General features: G+C 60.5%; 23 protein-coding genes. 10 read left to right on the forward strand and 13 right to left on the reverse strand.

Annotated elements, in window-relative coordinates:
- Positions 1 to 5 precede the first annotated feature (5 nt).
- The 8 genes from ppa to SB725_RS20270 all read right to left on the reverse strand — a co-directional run bounded on the left by ppa (position 6) and on the right by SB725_RS20270 (position 8,445).
- Complete coding sequence (gene ppa / locus SB725_RS20235; protein WP_027924322.1) at positions 6 to 533, reverse strand: inorganic diphosphatase; 528 nt, start codon at positions 531 to 533, stop codon at positions 6 to 8.
- A gap of 113 nt (positions 534 to 646) precedes the next feature.
- Positions 647 to 1,459 carry a zinc-dependent peptidase gene (locus tag SB725_RS20240; protein ID WP_410922521.1) on the reverse strand — a complete coding sequence of 271 codons (813 nt, stop codon included), beginning with the start codon at positions 1,457 to 1,459 and terminating at the stop codon, positions 647 to 649.
- 6 nt (positions 1,460 to 1,465) lie between these two features.
- The gene (locus SB725_RS20245; RefSeq protein WP_027924320.1) at positions 1,466 to 2,122 is read right to left on the reverse strand and encodes a DedA family protein; all 657 of its coding nucleotides are present in this window, start codon (positions 2,120 to 2,122) and stop codon (positions 1,466 to 1,468) included.
- A 223-nt stretch (positions 2,123 to 2,345) separates the two neighbouring features.
- Positions 2,346 to 2,807, reverse strand: coding sequence for a GNAT family N-acetyltransferase (locus tag SB725_RS20250; protein ID WP_027924319.1), 462 nt, complete (start codon positions 2,805 to 2,807; stop codon positions 2,346 to 2,348).
- Positions 2,808 to 2,922: 115 nt separating this feature from the next.
- On the reverse strand, positions 2,923 to 3,747 hold the full coding sequence (gene eutC / locus SB725_RS20255) for an ethanolamine ammonia-lyase subunit EutC (RefSeq protein ID WP_194940773.1): 825 nt from the start codon (positions 3,745 to 3,747) through the stop codon (positions 2,923 to 2,925).
- A gap of 8 nt (positions 3,748 to 3,755) precedes the next feature.
- Positions 3,756 to 5,150, reverse strand: a complete 1,395-nt coding sequence (locus SB725_RS20260) for an ethanolamine ammonia-lyase subunit EutB (RefSeq protein ID WP_194940772.1) — start codon at positions 5,148 to 5,150, stop codon at positions 3,756 to 3,758.
- Between the two features lie 137 nt (positions 5,151 to 5,287).
- Positions 5,288 to 6,658, reverse strand: a complete 1,371-nt coding sequence (gene eat / locus SB725_RS20265; RefSeq protein WP_027924316.1) for an ethanolamine permease — start codon at positions 6,656 to 6,658, stop codon at positions 5,288 to 5,290.
- Between the two features lie 266 nt (positions 6,659 to 6,924).
- Positions 6,925 to 8,445: an aldehyde dehydrogenase family protein gene (locus SB725_RS20270; RefSeq protein WP_027924315.1), complete on the reverse strand. Its 1,521-nt coding sequence runs from the start codon at positions 8,443 to 8,445 to the stop codon at positions 6,925 to 6,927.
- 423 nt (positions 8,446 to 8,868) lie between these two features.
- Here SB725_RS20270 and SB725_RS20275 point away from each other — a divergent pair, with 423 nt between their 5' ends.
- The 4 genes from SB725_RS20275 (at position 8,869) to SB725_RS20290 (ending at position 13,226) form a co-directional block, all read left to right on the forward strand.
- Positions 8,869 to 10,782 (forward strand): sigma-54-dependent Fis family transcriptional regulator, encoded by a 1,914-nt coding sequence (locus SB725_RS20275; protein WP_027924314.1) that lies wholly within the window; start codon positions 8,869 to 8,871, stop codon positions 10,780 to 10,782.
- 188 nt (positions 10,783 to 10,970) lie between these two features.
- Positions 10,971 to 12,320, forward strand: a complete 1,350-nt coding sequence (mpl, locus tag SB725_RS20280; RefSeq protein WP_027924313.1) for a UDP-N-acetylmuramate:L-alanyl-gamma-D-glutamyl-meso-diaminopimelate ligase — start codon at positions 10,971 to 10,973, stop codon at positions 12,318 to 12,320.
- Positions 12,317 to 12,949 (forward strand): flavin prenyltransferase UbiX, encoded by a 633-nt coding sequence (gene ubiX / locus SB725_RS20285; protein ID WP_027924312.1) that lies wholly within the window; start codon positions 12,317 to 12,319, stop codon positions 12,947 to 12,949. Before mpl ends, ubiX begins: the two co-directional genes overlap by 4 nt.
- On the forward strand, positions 12,942 to 13,226 hold the full coding sequence (locus tag SB725_RS20290; protein WP_027924311.1) for a YceK/YidQ family lipoprotein: 285 nt from the start codon (positions 12,942 to 12,944) through the stop codon (positions 13,224 to 13,226). Before ubiX ends, SB725_RS20290 begins: the two co-directional genes overlap by 8 nt.
- A gap of 39 nt (positions 13,227 to 13,265) precedes the next feature.
- Here SB725_RS20290 and SB725_RS20295 read toward each other — a convergent pair whose 3' ends face one another.
- From SB725_RS20295 to SB725_RS20305, 3 genes are all read right to left on the reverse strand, one after another.
- A complete protein-coding gene (locus SB725_RS20295; RefSeq protein ID WP_027924310.1) occupies positions 13,266 to 13,907 on the reverse strand; it encodes an oxidoreductase in 642 nt (213 codons plus the stop codon).
- A 27-nt stretch (positions 13,908 to 13,934) separates the two neighbouring features.
- Positions 13,935 to 15,653, reverse strand: coding sequence for a C13 family peptidase (locus tag SB725_RS20300; protein WP_027924309.1), 1,719 nt, complete (start codon positions 15,651 to 15,653; stop codon positions 13,935 to 13,937).
- A 101-nt stretch (positions 15,654 to 15,754) separates the two neighbouring features.
- Positions 15,755 to 16,210: a MaoC family dehydratase gene (locus tag SB725_RS20305; RefSeq protein WP_027924308.1), complete on the reverse strand. Its 456-nt coding sequence runs from the start codon at positions 16,208 to 16,210 to the stop codon at positions 15,755 to 15,757.
- Between the two features lie 195 nt (positions 16,211 to 16,405).
- On the opposite strand from SB725_RS20305, the gene SB725_RS20310 reads away from it, so the two are divergent.
- The 3 genes from SB725_RS20310 to SB725_RS20320 are packed head-to-tail and all read left to right on the forward strand — an operon-like array spanning position 16,406 to position 18,082.
- A complete protein-coding gene (locus tag SB725_RS20310; RefSeq protein WP_027924307.1) occupies positions 16,406 to 16,768 on the forward strand; it encodes a CidA/LrgA family protein in 363 nt (120 codons plus the stop codon).
- Between the two features lie 2 nt (positions 16,769 to 16,770).
- A complete protein-coding gene (locus SB725_RS20315; protein ID WP_172825967.1) occupies positions 16,771 to 17,481 on the forward strand; it encodes an LrgB family protein in 711 nt (236 codons plus the stop codon).
- Positions 17,482 to 17,491: 10 nt separating this feature from the next.
- The gene (locus tag SB725_RS20320) at positions 17,492 to 18,082 is read left to right on the forward strand and encodes an LON peptidase substrate-binding domain-containing protein (RefSeq protein ID WP_027924305.1); all 591 of its coding nucleotides are present in this window, start codon (positions 17,492 to 17,494) and stop codon (positions 18,080 to 18,082) included.
- Between the two features lie 41 nt (positions 18,083 to 18,123).
- Here SB725_RS20320 and SB725_RS20325 read toward each other — a convergent pair whose 3' ends face one another.
- Entirely contained in the window at positions 18,124 to 19,440 is a 1,317-nt protein-coding gene (locus SB725_RS20325; RefSeq protein ID WP_027924304.1) for a bifunctional DedA family/phosphatase PAP2 family protein, read from the reverse strand.
- Positions 19,441 to 19,614: 174 nt separating this feature from the next.
- Positions 19,615 to 20,313 (reverse strand): DNA-3-methyladenine glycosylase, encoded by a 699-nt coding sequence (locus tag SB725_RS20330; RefSeq protein ID WP_410922522.1) that lies wholly within the window; start codon positions 20,311 to 20,313, stop codon positions 19,615 to 19,617.
- 189 nt (positions 20,314 to 20,502) lie between these two features.
- On the opposite strand from SB725_RS20330, the gene SB725_RS20335 reads away from it, so the two are divergent.
- The 3 genes from SB725_RS20335 to rsfS all read left to right on the forward strand — a co-directional run bounded on the left by SB725_RS20335 (position 20,503) and on the right by rsfS (position 23,031).
- Positions 20,503 to 21,774: a glutamate-5-semialdehyde dehydrogenase gene (locus tag SB725_RS20335; RefSeq protein WP_027924302.1), complete on the forward strand. Its 1,272-nt coding sequence runs from the start codon at positions 20,503 to 20,505 to the stop codon at positions 21,772 to 21,774.
- A gap of 1 nt (position 21,775) precedes the next feature.
- A complete protein-coding gene (gene nadD / locus SB725_RS20340) occupies positions 21,776 to 22,465 on the forward strand; it encodes a nicotinate-nucleotide adenylyltransferase (protein ID WP_228758930.1) in 690 nt (229 codons plus the stop codon).
- A 71-nt stretch (positions 22,466 to 22,536) separates the two neighbouring features.
- Positions 22,537 to 23,031 (forward strand): ribosome silencing factor, encoded by a 495-nt coding sequence (gene rsfS / locus SB725_RS20345; RefSeq protein ID WP_194940768.1) that lies wholly within the window; start codon positions 22,537 to 22,539, stop codon positions 23,029 to 23,031.
- The last annotated feature ends 8 nt before the right edge of the window (positions 23,032 to 23,039 follow it).

A 23,039-nucleotide genomic window follows, 5' to 3' on the forward strand; every position in this document is an offset into this window, starting at 1 on the left:
GCGTCTTAGCCTTTGTAGGCGGCAGCCGACTTGGTGATCGCTTCGCGGGCGGCATCAGCGCCGGCCCAGCCTTCGATCTTCACCCATTTGCCTTTTTCGAGATCTTTGTAGTTCGCGAAGAAGTGCTCGATCTGCTGGATCAGCAGTGGAGGCAGGTCGGTGTATTCCTTCACGTCGACGTACAGCTGGGACAGCTTGTCGTGTGGGACTGCGATGACTTTGGCATCGCCGCCGCCGTCGTCGGTCATGTTCAGGATGCCGACTGGACGAGCGCGGATGACCGAGCCTGGAGCAACCGGGTAAGGGGTTACAACCAGCACGTCGAGGGGATCACCGTCGTCAGCCAGGGTGTTCGGGATGTAACCGTAGTTGGCCGGGTAGAACATCGGGGTGGCCATGAAACGGTCAACGAACAGGCAATCGCTGTCTTTGTCGATTTCGTATTTGATCGGCGCGTGGTTGGCCGGGATCTCGATCGCGACGTAGATGTCGTTCGGCAGGTCTTTGCCAGCCGGAATCTTGCTGTAGCTCATTGGGCGGTGCCCCCGTTAGTTGACCAAAAACACTTGGCCGGATTGACCAAAAAGTGGCGGCGATTATAGGCATATTCCGCCGATGACGCCATGTGCCAGAAGTCGTGTAGACCTTAGTCGCGTGCCTGATAGACCGGGTCCTCGGCCAGAAGTTGCTGCAACCGGCTCAGCGGGTCCTGTCGGTAAAACAACTTCAGCTGTTCATACACCTTTGGATAAGCCTCATGCAGCAAATCCGGGGCACTGAAGAAGTATTCGCTGGTGACGGCGAAAAACTCGGCAGGGTTTTCCGCCGCATACGGATCGATCGCGGTTTCGGCGTCCGGATTGCGCTCCATTTGCCGGTCGAGGTCGTCGTAGGCCTCTTGCATCACCTTGGCCCAATCGCTGACCCGCATGTCCGGGTGCAGCGGCGGCAGGCCGTTGGCGACGCCGTTGAGCATGTCGAGTTTGTGCGCGAGTTCGTGGATGACCAGGTTGTAGCCTTCCCAGCCACCACTGGCCATCACGCCCGGCCAGGCGAGGATGATCGGGCCTTGCTGCCACGCCTCGCCACTGTGTTCGCCGTCCCACTCGTGCTCGACGCCGCTGGCATCGCGATGGCGCTGGGGGCTGAGGAAATCGTCGGGGTAGAGGATGATTTCGTGGAAACCCTGGTACCAGTTCAAATCGCCCAGGTTCAGCAGCGGCAATTGCGCTTGCGCGGCCAGCAGCAGGCGCTGCTCCTGGTGCAGTTCGACGCCGGGCAGGGCGGTCAGGTGTTTGTCTTCGAGGAACAACACACTGGCTTCGCGCAACCACTGGTCTTCAGTGGCGCTGATGCCATCGAGGAAGCTCAGGTGATGGCGCACCCGCTGCCACATGTCGTCGGCAATCGGGTGCTTGGCCAGGGTGCGCTGGCGACGCCAGGCGCTAAGCGACCACATCGCCTGTCAGCGCGATTGGGCTTTGGACGCGGCGTTGCCGAGGCGGCTGCGGACCATGCTGATGATCATCGGCACCAGCGACAGCAGGATGATGCCGACCACCAGCAACGACAGGTTTTTCTTGATGAACGGCACGTTGCCGAAGAAGTAACCGAGGGTCACCAGGCCGCCGACCCAGAGGATCGTGCCGAGCACGCTGAAGAAAAAGAACCGCGGGTAAGGCATCTTTCCGACACCGGCGACGAACGGTGCAAAGGTACGAATGATCGGCAGGAAACGCGCCAGGGTCACGGTTTTACCGCCGTGCTTGTCGTAGAAATCGTGGGTTTGTTGCAGGTAGTCACGGCGGAAGATCTTCGAGTCCGGGTTACTGAACAGTTTTTCGCCGGCCGTTCGACCAATCAGGTAGTTGGTGCTGTCGCCGAGAATCGCCGCGAGCATCAACAGGCCGCCCAGCAATACCGGATCCATGCCGCCACCGGCCGCCACGGCACCGGCGATGAACAACAGCGAGTCGCCCGGCAAGAACGGCATGACCACCAGACCGGTTTCACAGAAAATCACCAGAAACAGGATGGCGTAAATCCAGGTCCCATAGTTGGTCACCAGCATGTCGAGGTAAACGTCGAGATGCAGAACAATGTCGATCGGGTTGAAATCCATGGGGGCACCTGTGGTGACGGCCCGACTCAGCAGGCCTGTGCGGATGACTGCGTATAAGACTACACGGGGGTGTAGTTTTTCTTACAAGTCGGAAAGATCGGGATTATACGGACTGAAAAGTGAAAAGAGCGTTCAGTTTGTAGCGGGGGATGTCGCATTAGACCGATGGTCCAGGCAGGTTTTCTGTGGGAGCGAGCTCGCTCCCACCATGGACGGTCGGGGCTCAGAGCTCGTCGCTGATCGGCAACACGTAGTTCTTGAACTCGGTGTCTTCCTTGAACCCGATGGATTCATAGGTTTTACGCGCGACTTCGTTGTTGCTGCTGGTGGAAACGCGCATGCGCACGGCATTGGTTTCCTTGGCCATTTTTTTCGCGGTACGGATCAGGTTGTCAGCCACCAATTGGCGGCGGGCGTCTTCGGCGACATAAATGTCGTTGAGGATCCATACACGTTTCAGCGAAAGGGACGAAAAGCTCGGGTACAACTGGCAGAAACCCATCAGTTTGTTGCTATCGTCATCGGACAACGCCAGATAAATCACCGACTCTTTGCGGCGCAGGCGTTTTTCGAGGAACGCTCGGGACGAGTCCGGGTACGGCAGGGATCCATAAAATTCACGATATTTGACGAACATTGGCGCCAATAGGTCCAGGTGTTCGAGGGTCGCTTGAATAATCCGCATGGTAGGTCTCGTCTTCAAGTGGCTGTCTTACGTGCGTTGACGGCGATGGGAAACCCGTGGCGGCCGTTCGTCGATCCTGCCTGAAACCCATTCCCAAGCGCAATGCGGAAACGGTTCAGGCATCTGACTGTCCCAACAGGAAGTTTCGTTTCATGTCCGCTCCGGCGTCCGATTCCAGCGTCTGAAGCTGCGCTTCGTCCTTGAGATTGACCCCCGACAGCTGTCTACGACAGGCCTCTCGCATCAAATACAGCAAACGGTGTGCGGCCATGCCGTAACTCAGGCCTTCGAGTCGAACGTTGGAGATGCAATTGCGATAAGCATCCGTCAGGCCAACCTTTGGATTGTAAGTGAAATATAAACCCAGACTATCGGGGGAGCTGAGCCCGGGGCGTTCACCGATCAGGATGACCGTCATTTTCGCCCCCATCAGTTCACCGATCTCGTCGGCCACCGCGACGCGGCCCTGTTCCACCAGCATCACCGGTGCCACAGACCAGCCTTCAGCCAGCACCTGCTCTTCCAGGCGTGAGAGAAACGGCAGGGTATGGCGATGCACGGCCAGTGCCGACAGTCCGTCGGCCACCACAATCACCAGATCGATGCCGCCGGGATTGGCCGTCGCATACGTGCGCAGGGTATGCGCGGATTCATCGCTCAACTTGCGCCCCAGATCAGGGCGCTGCAAATAGCTGTCCCGGTTCGTGGCGGCGCTGTGCAGCAACAAACTGTCGCGCCCGATCTCGGTCAGTTGAGCGCTGAGCCCCGCCGAGTCGAACGGCAAATGCACCGCATCCCGTGCCTGCGCATGGGCGTACTGGAAGTCCAGTTGGGCGCTGGTCGGCATGCTGGTGCCTGTGCGCCCCAAGGCAATCCGCGCGGGTGTCAGCCGGCGCAACTCCAGCAGCGGGTTCTGCGGATCAACGGGTGGTTTATCCATGAATGCACTCATCCCAATTGCGCCATCGCCTGGCGGAAAGCCGGGGGCAGGCTGTCGCCGAAGTGAATTTTGCCGTCCGTCTGGGTAAAGATGCCCATTTTCGTCAGCCACTGCTCGAATTCCGGCGCGGGTTTCAGACCCAGCGTCTGACGGGCGTAGAGGGCGTCGTGGAACGAGGTGGTCTGGTAGTTGAGCATGATGTCGTCGGAACCGGGGATACCCATGATGAAGTTGATCCCGGCGACTCCCAGCAAGGTCAGCAGGGTGTCCATGTCGTCCTGGTCGGCTTCGGCGTGGTTGGTGTAGCAGATGTCACAGCCCATTGGCACGCCCAGCAACTTGCCGCAGAAGTGGTCTTCGAGGCCGGCGCGAATGATCTGTTTGCCGTTGTAGAGGTATTCCGGGCCGATGAAACCGACCACCGTGTTCACCAAAAACGGCTTGAAGTGGCGCGCCACGGCGTAGGCGCGGGTTTCGCAGGTTTGCTGATCGATACCGTGGTGGGCGTTGGCGGACAGCGCACTGCCTTGGCCGGTTTCGAAATACATCAGGTTCTGGCCCAGCGTGCCGCGATTCAGGCTCAAACCGGCGTCGTAACCTTCCTTCAACACATTCAGGTTGATGCCAAAACTGGCGTTGGCCGCTTCGGTGCCGGCAATCGACTGGAACACCAGGTCCAGCGGAACACCGCGATTAATTGCCTCGATCGAGGTGGTGACGTGGGTCAGCACACAGGCCTGAGTCGGGATTTCGTAGCGCTGGATGATCGCGTCGAGCATGTCCAGCATGGCGCAGATCGAGGCGATGCTGTCGGTAGCCGGGTTGATGCCGATCATCGCATCGCCGTTTCCGTAGAGCAGGCCGTCGAGGATGCTCGCCGCGATACCGGCGGGTTCGTCGGTGGGGTGATTGGGTTGCAGGCGCGTGGATAAGCGTCCGCGCAAGCCCATGGTGCCGCGAAACTTCGTGACCACGCGGATTTTCTGCGCTACCAGCACCAGGTCCTGGACGCGCATGATCTTCGACACGGCGGCGACCATTTCCGGGGTCAGGCCGGGGGCGAGCGCGCGCAGGCTCTGTTCATCGGCGGCATCGCTGAGCAGCCAGTCGCGAAAACCGCCGACGGTAAGGTGGCTGACCACGGCGAAGGCGTGTGTGTCGTGTGTGTCGATGATCAGTCGGGTGACTTCATCGGACTCATAAGGAATCAGTACTTCCTGCAGGAAGTGGCTCAGCGGGATGTCAGCCAGGGCCATTTGCGCGGCCACACGCTCGCCATCGTTGAGCGCGGCGACGCCCGCCAGGAAATCCCCGGAGCGCGCCGGACTGGCCTTGGCCATGACGTCCTTGAGGCTCTCGAAGCGGTAGGTCTGAGCGCCGACGGAGTGGGCAAATGCGGCCATGGGGCGATTTCTCCAGTTTTGGACAAGTCTCAATAACAGTGACATTCCCTGTGGGAGCGAGCTTGCTCGCTCCCACAGGGGTTTGCATGCACTTCAATAACGCAGGCGCCAGGCTGCAAGCCCGGCGCCGGTGCAACTTAAATGCCTTCGAGCATCGCATCGGCCGGCGCGTCGGCGCGTTGCTTGGCGGTCAGCTGGAAATACAGGTAACCGGCGGCCATGAAGCCAAGGAACACACAGCCAATCAGCGTGTTGAACCACGCCATCGCCACCAGGCACACCACCGCCAGGAACAGCGCGATCCCCGGAACAATCGGGTAGCCCGGTGCGCGGAAGGTGCGTTCCAGGTTCGGTTCGGTTTTACGCAGTTTGAACAGGCTCAGCATACTGATGATGTACATCACGATGGCACCGAATACCGACATGGTGATCATCGCCGCCGTCAGGGTCATGCCTTGCAGGTTGACCAGGCCATCGCTGTAAATCGCCGCGATGCCGATCACGCCGCCGGCCAGAATGGCGCGGTGCGGGGTCTGGAAACGCGAGAGTTTGGCCAGGCCACTCGGCAGGTAACCGGCCCGCGCCAGGGCGAAGAACTGCCGCGAGTAGCCGAGGATGATCCCGTGAAAGCTCGCCACCAGGCCGAACAGACCGATCCAGACCAGCATGTGCATCCAGCTAGAGTTGTTGCCGACCACGGCTTTCATCGCTTGAGGCAGCGGATCGTTGATGTTCGACAGCTGGCGCCAGTCGCCGACGCCGCCGGCCATCACCATCACGCCGATGGCCAGGAACACCAGGGTCAGAATGCCGCTGACGTAAGCCTTGGGAATCGTGCGTTTCGGGTCCTTGGCTTCTTCAGCGGCCATCGCCGCGCCTTCGATCGCGAGAAAAAACCAGATCGCGAAGGGAATGGCGGCAAAGATGCCGGGAATGGAAGCGATGGTGAATTCATTAGAACCCGACCAGCCATTGAGCACGAAATTACTGAAGCTGAAGCCCGGAGCCACGACGCCCATGAACACCAGCAACTCGGCGACCGCCAGCACGGTGACCACCAGTTCGAAGGTGGCCGCGATGCTGACGCCGAGGATATTCAGGCCCATGAACACGAAATACGCGCCAACCGCCGCGATCTTGGGGTCAAGTTCCGGGTACTGCACGTTGAGGTAGGCACCAATCGCCATCGCAATGGCCGGGGGGGCAAACACGAATTCGATCAGGGTGGCGATGCCGGCGATCAGTCCGCCTTTCTCGCCAAACGCCCGCCGGCTGTAGGCAAACGGCCCTCCAGCGTGGGGGATCGCGGTCGTCAATTCGGTGAAGCTGAAGATGAAGCAGGTGTACATCGTCGCTACCATCAGGGCGGTGACGAGAAAGCCCAATGTGCCTGCGGTGCCCCAGCCGTAACTCCAGCCGAAGTACTCGCCGGAAATCACCAGGCCGACGGCAATACCCCATAGGTGCAGGGTGCCGAGTGTGGGTTTGAGCTGTGTGGAAGAAGTCATAAGTCCTCGCTGTATTTTTTATTGTTTGATCTTTTGGACTTTCAGGTACGACGTTTGGGTGTGGAGCGGGCACGCAAGGCCCGTGCCAGTGGGGCAGGGCGATGTTTTGATGTTGTCGTTAAGGGCGCCATCGCGGGCAAGCCCGCTCCCACAGGGTATTGGGGTGAACCAATATTTTGGGGATAACCACAAATCACTGTGGGAGCGGGCTTGCCCGCGATGGCATTCTGAAGGGCGACACAGGAATACCTGTATCGCCCCCGGTTTTAGAAGAAGCCCAACGGATTGATGTCGTAGCTCACCAGCAGGTTTTTGGTCTGCTGATAGTGGTCGAGCATCATTTTGTGGGTTTCACGGCCGACGCCGGACTTTTTGTAACCGCCGAACGCGGCGTGCGCCGGGTACAGGTGGTAGCAGTTGGTCCACACGCGGCCGGCCTTGATGGCGCGGCCCATGCGATAGGCGCGGTTGATGTCGCGGGTCCAGAGGCCGGCGCCGAGGCCGAACTCGGTGTCGTTGGCGATGGCCAGGGCTTCGGCTTCGTCCTTGAAGGTGGTGATGCTCACCACCGGGCCAAAGATTTCTTCCTGGAACACCCGCATTTTGTTGGTGCCCTTGAGCAGGGTCGGCTGGATGTAATACCCGGTCGCCAGGTTGCCCTCGAGTTTTTCGATTTTCCCGCCGGTCAGCAGCTCGGCGCCTTCGCCCTTGGCGATTTCCAGGTACGAAAGGATTTTGTCGAATTGCTGCTCGGACGCCTGGGCGCCGACCATGGTGTCGGTGTCCAGCGGGTCGCCACGTTTGATCGACAGGACTTTTTTCATAACGACTTTCATGAAGTCGTCGTAGATCGACTCTTGCACCAGCGCGCGCGACGGGCAGGTGCAGACTTCGCCCTGGTTGAAGAACGCCAGCACCAGGCCTTCAGCGGCTTTCTCGATGAAGGTCGGCTCGGCTTGCATGATGTCTTCGAAGAAGATGTTCGGCGACTTGCCACCCAGCTCCACGGTGGACGGGATGATGTTTTCGGCGGCGCATTTCATGATATGCGAGCCGACCGGGGTCGAACCGGTGAAGGCAATCTTGGCGATACGTTTACTGGTGGCGAGGGCTTCGCCGGCTTCTTTGCCGAAGCCTTGCACCACGTTCAGCACGCCCGGCGGCAGCAGGTCGCCGATCAGCTCCATCAGCACGGTAATGCCCAGCGGCGTCTGCTCGGCAGGCTTGAGCACCACGCAGTTACCGGCGGCCAGGGCCGGGGCGAGTTTCCAGGCGGCCATCAGGATCGGGAAGTTCCACGGGATGATCTGCCCGACCACGCCCAGCGGTTCGTGTATGTGATAAGCCACGGTGTTGCCGTCGATCTCGGCGGCGCTGCCTTCCTGCGCGCGGATGCAGCCGGCGAAGTAGCGGAAGTGGTCAGCCGCCAGCGGGATGTCGGCGTTGAGGGTTTCGCGGACGGCTTTGCCATTGTCCCAGGATTCGGTGATTGCCAGCAGTTCCAGGTTCTGCTCGATGCGGTCGGCGATTTTCAGCAGCACCAGCGAGCGAGCCTGGGCGGACGTGGCGCCCCAGGCATCGGCGGCGGCGTGGGCCGCGTCCAGGGCCTTGTCGATGTCTTCGGCGGTGGAGCGTGGGAATTCGGCAATCGGTTGGCCATTCACTGGCGAGGTATTGGTGAAGTACTGACCTTTGACAGGCGCGACGAACTCGCCGCCGATGTAGTTACCGTATTTGCTCTTGAACGAAACGATAGCGCCTTCAGTACCGGGGTGAGCGTAACGCATGGTGGGGTTCTCCTTGGCTTTTGTGCTTATAAGGGAGAGCGCATGTGCGCTTGTATAAGCGTAGAGCAAAGGTCGGGCCACCGCCTTGCAGGGCAGGTAAATCAAGGCCTTGCGCGGTTTTTGTCGGACCGGCGGAGACGCGCTGTGACGCTTTCGGTACGGCGCCCGTGACACTTTGTACCGCTTGTGGCACAGGGTGTGACTGGCGGGTCTTGCCAGCATTGCAATGCGGGCCAGGCTGGAGGATGCTCGGACACGCGCTTCCTGTAGCAGCTGCCGAAGGCTGCGTCCGAGAGCGCAGCGCTTGCCTCGTTTTCGGCCCTGCACACGGGACACAGGTTTTACGACTGCTTCGCAGCCGGACGCAGCCTTCGGCAGCTGCTACACGGGGCGAGCCAGACCTTGTGGAGAGAATAATAAGAAATGCACGACAACCATTTGAGTCGCCATGCCCGGCAGGTCCTGACCGTCACCCAGGGCAAATCGCACCTGCATGGCCCCGGCAGCGATCCTTCCATCGCCCGGTCCTGGCTGCGCTGTCTTGAGGACTATCACCTCGACCCGGCCCTGACCATCGCGCCCACGGTGCTGGAACATGGCCGAGTGCTGGAGAGCCGCGAACGCTTGCAGCAAGTGCTGCAGATCGCCGGCAATGAAATGACCAGCCTCCATCAACAACTTTCCGGCGCCGGCCACGCCGTGCTGCTGACAGATGCCCGTGGCGTGATCCTCAATTGCGTCACCGCCCCCGCCGAACGGAAGATTTTCGAGCGTGCCGGCCTCTGGCTTGGCGCTGACTGGAGCGAGGCCTGCGAAGGCACCAACGGCATCGGCACCTGCCTGGTGGAGCGCCAGTCTCTGACCATCCATCAAGACGAACATTTTCGCGGTCGCCACACCGGCCTGACCTGCTCGGCGAGCCCGGTGTTCGACCCCCATGGCGAATTGCTGGCGGTGCTCGACGTGTCATCGGCGCGCCACGATGTCTCGCGCCAGAGTCAATTCCACACCATGGCCCTGGTCAATCTGTCGGCGAAGATGATCGAGAGCTGCTATTTCCTGCGCTACTTCGACAATCAATGGTTGCTGCGTTTTCACTTGCAGGCCGAGTCCGTCGGGCTGTTCAGCGAAGGGCTGCTGGCGTTCGACGGGGAAGGGCGGATCTGTGCGGTCAATCAAAGTGCGCTGAACCTGCTCGGGCACATTCGCGGCGGCCTGCTGGGCAAACCGGTGGAAGCGTTTTTCGATTGCTCGCTGGATGAGTTGCTCGGTCGCGCCAGTGTGAATGCCAGCGCCAGTTGGCCGCTGCGCACCCGTGACGGTCGCAGTCTGTTTGCCGTATTACGTGGACAGCCCCGCAGTATCCCGGTTCCGGTGGTGCAACGCCCGGCGATTGCCGAGCGTCCAAGGCTGTCGGGCATCTGCATCGGTGATGCTGCGCTGCAGGAAGATTTTCGCAAGTCGCTGCGGGTATTCGAGCGCGATGTACCGCTATTGATCAACGGCGAAACCGGTTCCGGCAAAGAAGCCTTCGCCAAAGCCGTGCATCAGGCCAGTCAACGGGCGGAAAAAGCCTTCGTCGCCCTTAACTGCGCGGCCATTCCTGAAAGCCTGATCGAAAGCGAACTGTTCGGTTATCGCGGCGGCAGCTTCACCGGCGCGCGCAAGGAAGGCATGCGGGGCAAGTTGCAGCAGGCCGATGGCGGGACCCTGTTTCTCGACGAAATCGGCGACATGCCCTTGGCCTTGCAGACCCGGCTGTTAAGGGTGCTGGAGGACCGACAGGTGGTGCCGATTGGCGGCGAGCCGGAGGCGGTCAACGTTCGAATCATCAGCGCGACTCACCGTAATCTGCTGGATCGGGTGCAGGACGGCAGCTTCCGTGAGGACTTGTATTACCGGCTCAACGGGCTGGAAGTCGCGTTGCCGGCGTTGCGTGATCGCAGTGATAAATCCCGGTTGCTCGATTTTTTGCTGGCGGAAGAGGCGGGTGGGGAAACGGTTTTGATCGACGGGCCGGCGCGGGAAGCCTTGTTGGGGTTTGCCTGGCCGGGCAACGTGCGGCAGCTGCGCAATGTGCTGCGTACGTTGGCGGCGTTGTGTGACGGCGGGCGAATCGGGCTGGAGGATTTGCCGGCGATGATTCGTCAGGCGCGGCCGGCGGTTTCATCGACGGTCGAAGCGCCGTCCGAGCATCCGTTGGACGATGCCGAGCGGCTAGCGTTGTTGAATGCGCTGGAGCATACGCGTTGGCATATGACCCATACCGCCGAGCAGTTGGGTGTCAGCCGTAATACGCTTTATAGAAAGCTGCGTAAGCACGGTATCGAGCGCTAGACCGCGTCGCGGCCATTCGCGAGCAGGCTCGCTCCCGCATTTGATCTTCAGCGGACACACATTATGTGAGCACCGCTGAACCCCTGTGGGAGCGAGCCTGCTCGCGAAGGCGTCTTCAAATCCGAAACACAAGGTGCGATTTTCCCCTCCCTACGCTAACCTGCGGCCATGTTTTACGAGGTCGACTAATGCACATTCATATTCTGGGTATCTGCGGCACCTTCATGGGTTCGATGGCGGTTCTGGCCAAGGAACTGGGCCATCACGTGACGGGTTCCGACGCCAACGTCTATCCGCCAATGAGCACTCAGCTTGAGGCTCAGGGCATTGAGTTGACCCAAGGCTACGATCCTTCCCAGCTCGATCCGGCCCCGGACCTGGTGGTCATCGGCAATGCCATGTCGCGCGGCAACCCCGCCGTCGAATACGTGTTGAACAAAGGCCTGCCGTACGTTTCCGGCCCGCAATGGCTGGCGGATCACGTGCTGCAAGGTCGCTGGGTGCTGGCTGTCGCCGGCACTCACGGCAAAACCACCACCAGCAGCATGCTCGCCTGGGTGCTTGAGCATGCCGGCATGAGCCCGGGCTTCTTGATCGGTGGCGTACCGCAGAACTTCTCGGTCTCCGCTCGCTTGGGCGGCACGCCGTTCTTCGTGATCGAAGCCGACGAATACGACAGTGCCTTCTTCGACAAACGCTCCAAGTTCGTTCACTACCGTCCGCGCACGGCGATCCTGAACAACCTTGAGTTCGATCACGCAGACATCTTCCCCGATTTGCCAGCCATCGAGCGGCAATTCCACCATCTGGTGCGGACCATTCCAAGCGAAGGCCTGGTGATCCACCCGACCACTGAGCCGGCGTTGCAGCGCGTCATCGAAATGGGCTGCTGGACCCCGGTGCAGACCACCGGAGCGGGCGGGCAGTGGCAAGTCAAACTGTTGAGCGAAGACGGTTCGAAGTTTGAAGTGATGTTTGAAGGTGTCGCTCAGGGCGTGGTCGAGTGGGACATGACCGGTCAGCACAACGTGGCCAATGCCTTGGCTACATTGGCGGCCGCGCGCCATGTCGGCGTGGTGCCTTCCATGGGCATCGCCGCGTTGAGCGCGTTCAAAAGCGTGAAGCGCCGGATGGAAAAAGTCGCCGAAGTGCGCGGCATCACCATTTATGACGACTTCGCGCACCACCCGACTGCCATTGCGACGACCCTCGACGGCCTGCGCAAACACATCGGCGATGCGCCGTTGATCGCGATCATCGAGCCGCGCTCCAACTCCATGAAGCTCGGCGCGCACCGCGACGGCTTGCCGGAAAGCGTGGTCGATGCTGATCAGGTGATCTGGTACGCGCCAGCCAACCTCGGTTGGGACCTGGCCGGAACCGCCGCGCGGTGTACCGTGCCGTCGATTGTCAGCGATTCGCTGGAAGGCATTATCGAGCGCGTGAAGTGCCAGGCCCAGCCCGGTACCCACGTGGTGATCATGAGCAATGGCGGCTTCGGCGGCCTGCACGGCAAACTCGCCGAGGCGCTGCAATGAGCAGCGGCCCGGATCGCATCACGCTGGCCATGACCGGCGCTTCCGGCGCTCAGTACGGTTTGCGTTTGCTCGATTGCCTGGTGCGTGAAGATCGCGAAGTGCACTTCCTGATTTCCAAGGCGGCACAACTGGTGATGGCCACCGAGACTGACGTCACGCTGCCGCCAAAACCGCAGATGATGCAGGCCTTCCTCACGGAATACACCGGTGCTGCGGCCGGGCAAATCAAGGTGTATGGCAAGGAAGACTGGATGTCGCCGGTGGCTTCTGGCTCCGGTGCGCCCGCGGCGATGGTGGTGGTGCCGTGTTCGACGGGGACGCTGTCGGCCATCGCGACCGGCGCCTGCAACAACCTGATCGAACGTGCGGCCGACGTGACCTTGAAGGAGCGTCGCCAGTTGATTCTGGTGCCGCGTGAGGCGCCGTATTCGAGTATCCATCTGGAACACATGCTCAAGCTGTCGAACATGGGCGTGACGATCTTGCCGGCTTCGCCAGGTTTCTATCATCAGCCGCAAACCATCGATGACCTGATCGATTTTGTCGTGGCGCGGATTCTCAATCTGTTGAACATCCCGCAAGACATGCTGCCGCGCTGGGGTGAGCACCATTTGAGCAGCGATGAATAAGCTACTGATTCTTCTGCTGGTCTTGCAACTGACCGGCTGCGCCACGGCGCGCACCCTTGATGCCGCCAAGCCCGGGGCGCCGCTGGTGTATGCGGGGACGCGTCTGGATTTGTATGCCATGAACGGCGGGTGCTGCGCCAAGGACCACTTTGGTGCCGAGGCGCCGAGTTACCCAGGCTTGGACCTGCCGGCCAGCGCACTGCTTGACACGCTGCTGTTGCCGTTGTCATTGCTGACGGTGATCGGGGTGAGTTTTCAGGCGACGGGTGGGTTGTAGGAGAGCGTTGTGGTGAGGGGCCAAGCCCCTCGCCACAGGTTACTTGCCTAGCTTACGCAACTCATCCGACTCGACAATCCGAACCCCATCCTGTTCTTCCAGCGCCAACCGCCACATCGCCCGGGCCAGTTGGCAAGCTTCGATGCCGTGGTATTTGCCCGGGATCAGGCGTGACAGCGGGCCGGCGACTTTCTCGCCCATGCGTGGCTCGATGCGATCGCCCAGTAACAGCGACGGGCGGCAAATGGTCAGTTGCGGCCAGTCCTGCGCGCGCAATGCGTGTTCCATCTCGCCTTTGACCCGGTTGTAGAAAATCGAGGACCTGCGATCAGCGCCCAGGGCACTGATTACGATCAGGTGGCGTGCGCCCATTTCCCGCGCACGTTTGGCAAACGCCACGACCATGTCCAGGTCCACTGCACGAAACGCTTCTTCGGAGCCGGCCTGTTTGATCGTGGTGCCCAGGCAGCAGTAGGCAATATCGACACGACCGTTGAGCTGCGGCAGAAACACTGCCGGGTCGCCAACCGGGTTTTCCAGGTGTGGGTGTTTGGCGAGTGGACGGCGTGAGGGGGCCAATACCCTTGAAATCGTAGGCTCGTTGAGCAGGCGATCAAGCAGATGTTCACCGGTCAACCCGGTAGCTCCGGCAAGCAATACATGCTGAGGCGTCAAGTACATAGTGTTTCCCCCTTGATACTGTTCAGCTTAGTTGCTCTTTGCATCCTTGCTGTCGATAGAGACACTTTGTAGCGCTTTTCGTGCCTGCTGCTTGCGTAGCAACTGCCAGTGCGAGATGACCGTTTTCGGGGCCCAGAGCTGCGGTTCAGAGGCTTCGAAGCTGTCCGCCAGTTCGCGTTCGGCGACGGTGGCCTTGGCCAGTTTGAAGGCTTGCTCCAGGTCGTCGGTCTGGTTCAGCGCCTGAGCAAACAGCGCGTCGCCGAAGTAGGTGAAGTTGGCTTCCTCGGAGCAGCCAAAGGACACGCGGTCTGCCCGCGTGGCCGTCATGATGAGCGTGCGTTCGTCTTTCAATGCCGGAATGAATCCACCGGAATAGCAGGAGGAAATCACGATGACCTTGTCGCGATTTTTCAACGGCGCCAGCACCGCGGCGAGTTCATCGGCCGGCAGGTCGGACAGCTCCATGCGTGGCTGGTCGAGCACCAGTTCGTGTTCGGCGGTGCCGTGGCTGGTCAGGTAAATGAAGATCAGGTCTTCCGGGCCGCTGCGCTCGGCCAGGGTTAATGCCGCACGGCGCAGGTTTTCCCGGGTGGCCATGGGCCGGTCGACGAGGTGGTCGCGATGATTCACCAGCCGGATTTGCCCAATTGCACCGAAGCGGCTGCTGAGCATGTTGCTGACGTAATCGGATTCGCGCAGGAACACGCTTTGTTTGCCGTCACCGCCCACGGTCAGGGTGTACAGCTCGACGGCCGGCGTCGAGGTCGGCACGTTGAGCAGGGCGTCGTCGAGCAAGCGACCCTGAGCCAGCAAGCCAAGCTCCAGGCTGTCGGGCAGCAACTTGCCATCGGCGTCACGCACACGCTGGCCATTGTTCCACGTGCCGCTTTGCACGGTGCCGTCAGTCAGCACCAGCGTGCCTCGACCTGAATAGCTGTCGCCGTCGAACTGGCCGGTATAAAAGCTGCCATCGGGCAGATTCAAACGGCCCTGGCCGGTGAAGCGCCAGTCGCTGAACTGGCCGATGTAGTGGCTGCCATCCGCACCGATCAACTCGCCCTTGCCGTTCAGCGAGCCTTCCTTGAACTGACCGAGCCAGACATCGCCGTCGGCATTCTCGTAGCGACCCTTGCCGTGCAACTGATTGTTCTTGAAACCGCCCGCGTAGATGTCACCGTCGGCGCTGTTGAAGGTCCCGTTGCCTTCCAGTTGCCCATCGACGAAATGCCCGGTGAACTGATTGCCGCTGGCGTCGCCGCGCTGGCCTTCACCGTTGGGTTTGCCATGGGCGAACTGGCCCTGGTACGAGCTGCCGTCATCGAGTTCGAGATGACCGAGCCCTGAATATTGATCGGCCTTGAATTCGCCGCGATAGGTCATGCCGTTTTCTTTGAGCGTGCCTTCACCCTCGCGCCGACCGAGTTTGAAACCGCCGGTGTAGCTGCTGCCCGGTGTGGTCAGCGTGCCCTGGCCGTCGAACAGGCCCTGATTGAAATTCCCGCGATAGACCTCGCCGTTGCTGCCATGCCATTCGCCCTGGCCATGCCATTGACCCTTGTCGAATTCGCCGGCGTACCAGCTGCCGTTCGGGTAGTCGATGCGACCCTGACCTTGCAGCAAGCCGTTGACCAGATCACCGCGATAGCGCCCACCGTCCGGCAGCCGGGCATCGGGAGGCAGCAGCGATTCGCCATCGCCGCAAGCGGTGAGCAACAGGGTCAAGGCAAGGAGTGCAAGTGAGCGCATAGCGGGATCCGGGCAATTAGGCGACCGAGTATGCCGCAGCTATGTGTCGTATATATAGAGAGGGTCGCGAAACAGCGTGAGCTGCTTCGCATCCGGGAGGTTTACACGAAGCAGAGGGAAAGTGATTCAGCGATATAGGCCGGTTTTTCCGAGCCTTCTATCTCAAGGGTGCAGATGGCCTTGAGCAGCCATTGACCGGGTTTTTTCTCGGTGGCGTCGCTGAGGTCGACCTTGAGCCGTACTTTCGAATCGACCTTGACCGGTTGAATGAAACGCACGCTGTCGAGACCGTAATTGACCACCATCTTCGCGCCTTGGGGGAGGATGAGGATGTCTTCGATCAGTTTCGGGATCAGTGACAGCGACAGGAATCCATGGGCGATGGTGCTGCCAAATGGCGTTTGCGCGGCTTTGACCGGGTCGACATGAATAAACTGATAATCACCTGTGGCTTCTGCGAACAGGTTGATGCGCTCCTGATCGATGGTGAGCCATTCGGAACGTCCGAGTTCCTTGCCGACATAATCTTTGAGCTCTGCAACGGGAACATGGGGCATTGAGACTCTCCTTGGGTTTCATCGGATTTATAGTTTTTCGAGTGGGGGGATTTGACCTCCCTGTGAACCACTTTAGATCAACATGGCAAATGGCTCCGGTCAACTGTCCATGCTTTTGGCGAATGCCGATCCATAGCGCTGACGTGCTTATAATGCTCGGCCCCTGCTGGGTGGGGCGAGTGCGGGAGATGCCGGATGTTGTTACGTGGCCTGACCTGGCTGGTGCTGTTCCAATTGCTGGGCACAGCCATCAACCACCTGTTTTTACCGGTGCTGCCGGGGCCGATTATCGGTTTGCTGTTGTTGCTGGTGTACCTGATTTCACGCGGACAAGTCGGCGAGCCGCTGAGCCTGGCGGCCAGCAGTCTGCTGCGTTACTTGCCGTTGCTGCTGGTGCCGCCGGCCGTGGGCGTGATGGTGTACTTCAAGGACATAGCCGCGGACTTCTGGGCCATCGTCGGCGCCTTGGTGTTGTCGCTGGTGCTGTCCATGGCGTTTGCCGGAGTGTTGATGCAACGCATGGTCAAGCGCCACGCCCCTCGCGGAGATGACCAATGATCCTGGATTGGCACGGCGCGCTCGACTCGGTGATTCATCATCCGTTGTTCGGCATCGGCATCACGTTGGGCGCTTATCAGTTGGTGTTGGCCGCTTTCGAGAAAACCCGCTGGATCTTCCTGCAACCGGTGTTGGTCTCGATGCTGGTAGTGATCGGTGTTCTGGTGACCTGCGGCCTGACCTACGCCGAGTACCGCAAGAGCACCGAGATCCTCAGCATCTTGCTCGGGCCTGCGACGGTGGCGCTGGCGGTACCGCTGTACCTTAATCTGCGACGGATTCGGCAGTTGTTCTGGCCGATATTTACTACGCTGGTGATAGGTGGCGTGGTCGCCACGGGCATGGGCGTGTTGCTGGGCTGGTGGTTCGGTGCCGAACACATGATCCTGATGACCATGGCACCCAAGTCGGTGACGTCTCCGATTGCCATGCTGGTGGCCGAGCAGATCGGCGGTGTCGCAGCGCTGGCCGCGGTGTTCGTGTTGATCACCGGCGTGATCGGTGCGATCTTCGGCCCGAGCCTGTTGACCCGGCTGGGTGTCCACAGCCCCGAGGCGCGTGGCATGGCACTGGGCATGACCGCCCATGCGGTCGGCACTTCGGTGGCCTTGCAAGAAAGTGAAGAGTGCGGCGCCTTTGCGGCGCTGGCGATGAGTCTGATGGGTGTGGCCACGGCGGTGTTCCTGCCGTTGGTGGTATCGATGATGGTGTAAGGAAATGTCTATGAGTTTGCCGCTTTTCCCGCTGAACACAGTGCTGTTTCCTGGCTGCATCCTCGACTTGCAGATCTTCGAGGCGCGCTACCTGGACATGATCAGCCGCTGCATGAAACAGGGCGGCGGCTTTGGCGTGGTGTGCATTCTTGATGGCGAAGAAGTCGGCATTGCACCGGCAGGTTATGCGCTGGTGGGCTGTGAAGCGCTGATCACCGATTTCAAACAGCAGGACAACGGCTTGCTGGGGATTCGGGTGCAGGGCGGGCGGCGGTTCCATGTCTTGCGCACCGAGGTGCAGCGTGATCAGTTGACCGTCGCTGATGTCGAGTGGCTGGAGGATGAACCTGAGCAACCGCTGCAGGATGAAGACGCGGATCTGGTGGCGCTGCTCAAGGCGTTGGCCGAACATCCGATGGTCGAAGCGTTGAACATGGGCACCGAAGCGACCGGGCAACAGTCGCTGGCCAATCAGCTCGCTTATCTACTGCCGTTTGCCGAGGTGGACAAGATCGATCTGCTGCAACTCGATGACCCGCAGCAGCGACTGGATGCGATCCAGGCGCTATTGGATGAGTTGCAAGGCGAGCTGTTTGCTTGAATCGCACCTGTAGCAACTGCCGAGCCTGCGAGGCTGCTACTTCAGTACGCATACCGCAACATCGCATGCGGTAAATGCCGTAACGCGAAGAACGCAAACAAAACCATCAGCGCTGGCAGCACCAGCCACCAGACTTTAGGCGGCATGGCGTTTAGCGGCGCCTGACGCTGGCTCACCCACAAGCTCGCTGCACACACGCACGCCGCCAGCATCGCGCCGGCCAGTACATCCGTCGGCCAATGCGCGCCCAGGTACACCCGCGACAGGGCAATCGCCAGCGCGGGCAAACATCCCAGCAGCAACCAGGTCAGGCGCATTCGCGGCGGTTGGCCGCGACCGGCCAGTACGGCGAGGGTCAGGAATAACGCGAAGGCGCCGGAGGCATGACCGCTTGGCATGCTGTAGCTGGTCAGCGGATCGCTCAGCACTTCCGGGCGTATACGGGCGAAAAATTGCTTGGTGAACGTGTTGCCTAGAGCGGTGACAAGCAGGGTGCTGCCAGCGAAAATCGCCTGTCGCCATTGCCGAGCGATCAGCAGAAGCGCGACTAGCAAGCCACTGAACACCAGCATGTTGCGGAACTCACCGATCAGCGTGAAGAGCACGGCCACTTCATCGAGCATCGGGCTGCGGTGTTCCTGTACCAGGGTCATGACGCCCTGATCGAGCGCGGTCAGGTGCGGATAGCCAATAAACAGTCCCAGCAGAATCAGAAAGCTCATCCCGGCAATCAACATCGTCGCCTTGCGATGGCGGCGCATGCTGCTGGTGATGCTCAGGCCGACCATGGCCGCAATGGCGCCAGCGACAACACCCGCCTCCGGCCAGAAGCCTTCCGGCAACGGCAAACGAATCGCCGCGCCCGTGGCCCAGCCGGGCAGCAGGTACGCCACACTCCAGCCAGCGGCAGCCAACAGACTGACGGCGAAAAATCGCGGGAAGGGCATGTCGAACATGCCGGCGACCATCGGCAGCATCGGACGCAGGGGGCCGATGAAGCGCCCGACCAACAGGCTGGCAATACCATAGCGCTGGAAATACGCCTCGGCCCCGGCAATCCATTCCGGATGATGGCGCAAACCCGGCAGGCGCCGAATGTTTTGATGGAAATGTCGACCGATGAAGTAGGACACGACATCGCCCAGTACGCCAGCGAAGAACCCTAACAGCAACGTTTCACTCAGCGACAGCGCGCCGCTGCCAGCCAGTACCGCCACGGCAAACAACATAACCGTACCGGGCACGATCAGACCGGCAATCGCCAGGCATTCGACAAAGGCCACGATGAACACCGCCGCCGCCAGCCATTGCGGGTTGACCGTCAACCAACCGGTCACGCTATCGAGCCATGGGCCCATAAAAACAACTCCATCAAATGTTCATTGGTCCCATGGGGGACGAACGCAATCTTCCAGACACTTCAGATCCCTTGTAGGCGTGAGCCTGCTCGCGATAGCTGACTGCCAGTCGACATAGATGTCGCCTGATACTCCGCTATCGCGAGCAGGCTCGCTCCTGCAGGTTTCTGGTCATCAAGACAGTAGAAAATAATCGCGACCTTCGACCTGCCCCCGTCGCAGCGGGTTCCGTGTGCAATACAGTGCATAAGCAGCATCGACGAAGCGGTACATCAAGTGTTCATCGCGCCCATGGGGGATCCCCAGGCGCGTGGTTTGAATGACGTGGGCTGGCGCCGGACCGACGTCCTCAACCAGCAACACCTCATGGTCAAATCGCTTGGCATCCCAGACCGGCACCTTCAAACCCAGCGCCTTGCACAGCAATGTCTGTCCGGCGCACAGCTTTTGCGTCGGGCGAGGGCGGCCTTGGGTGTCGGGGTTGTTCAACAGCATCTGCGCCAGGCTTGCCGGCCCGCTCAATTCGTCGACCCACGGATAGGCGGATTTGATCAGTACCGCGTTGCCCGGGCCCTGAGCGCTGAAGTTCAAGGAGTCGCCGCCACGGGCGTAATACATATAGATGTGACCGCCATCCAGAAACAAAGCCTTACGCTTTTCTGTGTAGCCGAGGGAGGCGTGGCTGCCTTTTTCTTCGAAGTAATAGGCTTCGGTTTCGATAATCCGGGCGCTGAGCCACAGGTCACCGACCCGGTGACGGATGACTTTGCCGAGTAAATCCCGGGCCAGTGTTTGTGCGTCGCGGTCGAAAAACGCATCCGGGAGCCCCGTGGGCAGGCTCGCAGCGGACGCTCGAACAGTCAGGTTGGACATGATGAACGGCGTTTATCAGGGCTGATTGAGCGGTGATGATAACAATTTGCAGCTTAATCCCGGCTGAACGTCGGCAAATTGCCCTCGATTTCGACCATCCGCCCGTCACCGCTGTTAGTCCCGGGACGCGACAGCTATAATCTGCCGCTTTACTCTTTACCAAGACCTTAGCAAAGACCACCACAGACCATGACTGAGTCCGTTCTTGACTACATGACCCGCCTGGGTCGCGCTGCCCGCGAGGCTTCTCGCGTCATCGGCTGCGCCAGCACCGCGCAGAAAAACCGCGCCTTGCAGGCCGCTGCCAATGCGCTGGACGCTGCACGCGCTGAGCTGACGGCTGCCAACGAACTGGATTTGGCCGCGGGTCGCGCCAATGGTCTTGAACCTGCCTTGCTGGAGCGTCTGGCGCTGACCCCGGAACGCATCGACGGCATGATCGTCGGCTTGCGCCAGGTGGCCGCATTGCCGGACCCGGTCGGCGCGATTCGTGACATGAGCTTTCGCCCGTCGGGTATTCAGGTTGGCAAGATGCGTGTGCCGTTGGGCGTGATCGGGATCATCTACGAATCCCGGCCGAACGTGACCATCGACGCCGCCAGCCTGTGCCTGAAGTCCGGTAACGCGACGATCCTGCGTGGTGGTTCCGAAGCTATTCATTCCAACCGTGCCATCGCCGCCTGCATCCAGCGCGGACTGGCCGAAGCCGAACTGCCGGCCGCCGTGGTGCAAGTGGTTGAAACCACCGACCGTGCCGCCGTTGGCGCGCTGATCAGCATGCCGGAATACGTCGACGTCATCGTGCCCCGTGGTGGCCGTGGCCTGATCGAACGCGTCAGTCGTGACGCCCGCGTGCCGGTGATCAAGCACCTGGACGGGATCTGCCACGTTTACGTGAGTGAGCATGCCGACCTGGCGAAAGCCCAGCGCATCGCGTTCAACGCCAAGACATACCGTTATGGCATCTGTGGCGCGATGGAAACGCTGCTGGTGGACCAAACCGTTGCCAAGGATTTCCTGCCGTCGATGGCTGCCCAGTTCCGCGAAAAAGGCGTTGAACTGCGCGGCTGCGAACGCACGCGGGCGATCATCGATGCGGTCACGGTTACTGAAGAAGACTGGACCACCGAATACCTGGCGCCGATTCTGTCGATCCGCGTGGTCGACGGGCTGGACCAGGCCATCGAGCATATTAATAAGTACGGCTCCCATCACACCGACTCGATTGTCAGCGAAAACCTCGCCGATACGCGGCGTTTCGTCGCGCAAGTCGATTCATCGTCGGTAATGATCAACACCCCGACGTGCTTCGCCGATGGCTTTGAATACGGATTGGGTGCCGAGATTGGCATTTCTACTGATAAGCTGCACGCCCGCGGCCCGGTGGGCCTCGAAGGTCTGACCTGCGAGAAGTACATCGTGGTCGGTGATGGCCAGTTGCGCGGCCAGGCGTCGGTCTGACTTGGGCGACCTCGACCCGACAGCCCCAGCCACCGCAAACGAGCCTCAACCTCGGCGCATTGGCATGCTGGGCGGCACGTTCGACCCGGTGCACATCGGCCATCTGCGCGGTGCGCTGGAAGTCGCCGAGTCGTTGGCACTCGATGAATTGCGTCTGACACCCAGTGCCAGGCCGCCGCATCGCGGTACGCCGCAGGTGTCGGCAAAAGACCGTCTGGCGATGGTCGAGTGCGCGGTGGCCGGTGTGGCACCGTTAGTGGTGGATGCCCGCGAATTGCAGCGGGACAAACCGTCCTACACTATCGATACCTTGGAACTGATGCGCGCCGAACTGGCCGCCCAGACCCAGGTTTTTCTACTTTTGGGCTGGGACGCATTTTGCGGCCTGCCCACTTGGCACCGCTGGGAAGAGTTGCTCCAGCATTGCCACATCCTGGTGCTGCAACGCCCGGATGCCGACAGCGAACCGCCGGATGCCTTGCGCAACCTGCTGGCAGCGCGCTCGGTGAGCGACCCGCTGGCCCTCAAAGGGCCGAGCGGACAGATTGCATTCGTCTGGCAGACACCGCTCGCGGTATCCGCCACCCAGATCCGTCAACTGCTGGCCAGCGGTAAGTCGGTACGTTTCCTGGTGCCCGACGCGGTCCTGGCCTACATCGATGCGCACGGACTTTACCGTGCGTCGAACTGAAAAGAGGCGCGCTTCAAGCACGTGATCACGTGTATCGAAGCCCCCGAACATACGAGCAAAACGAGTTTTATATGACTGACAAAGACGTAGCTAAAGTAAAGCGCAAAGGCACATTCAAAAGCGCTCCACTGCCAGTAGAGGCGCCAACCGGGCCGGAGCTGCGCGGTGAAGAATTGGTCAAGGTTGCCGAAGCCGCCCTGGAAGACGTCAAGGCCCAGGACATTCTGGTGATCGACGTTCGTGAAAAGCAGAGCATCACTGACTTCATGATCATCGCTACCGGTACTTCCAACCGCCAGATCGGCGCGATGCTGGATAAGGTCCGCGAGGCGGTCAAGGCTCTGGGCGTCAAGCCGTTGGGTGAAGAAGGCAAGGGTGACAGCGACTGGGTGTTGCTGGATATGGACGATGTCATCGTACACATGATGACGGCCAGCGCTCGTCAGTTCTATGACCTGGAGCGGTTGTGGCAGGGTGCCGAGCAGAGCCGTGCCGGCAGCGCCGCGCACCACAGCCCGGAAAACACCCACGAGCATTTCATCAAGCTCAACAAAGACCAGCAATAAGGGCCCGC

This window comes from Pseudomonas sp. SIMBA_041 (genome assembly GCF_046535095.1).
GTDB lineage: Bacteria > Pseudomonadota > Gammaproteobacteria > Pseudomonadales > Pseudomonadaceae > Aquipseudomonas > Aquipseudomonas mucoides.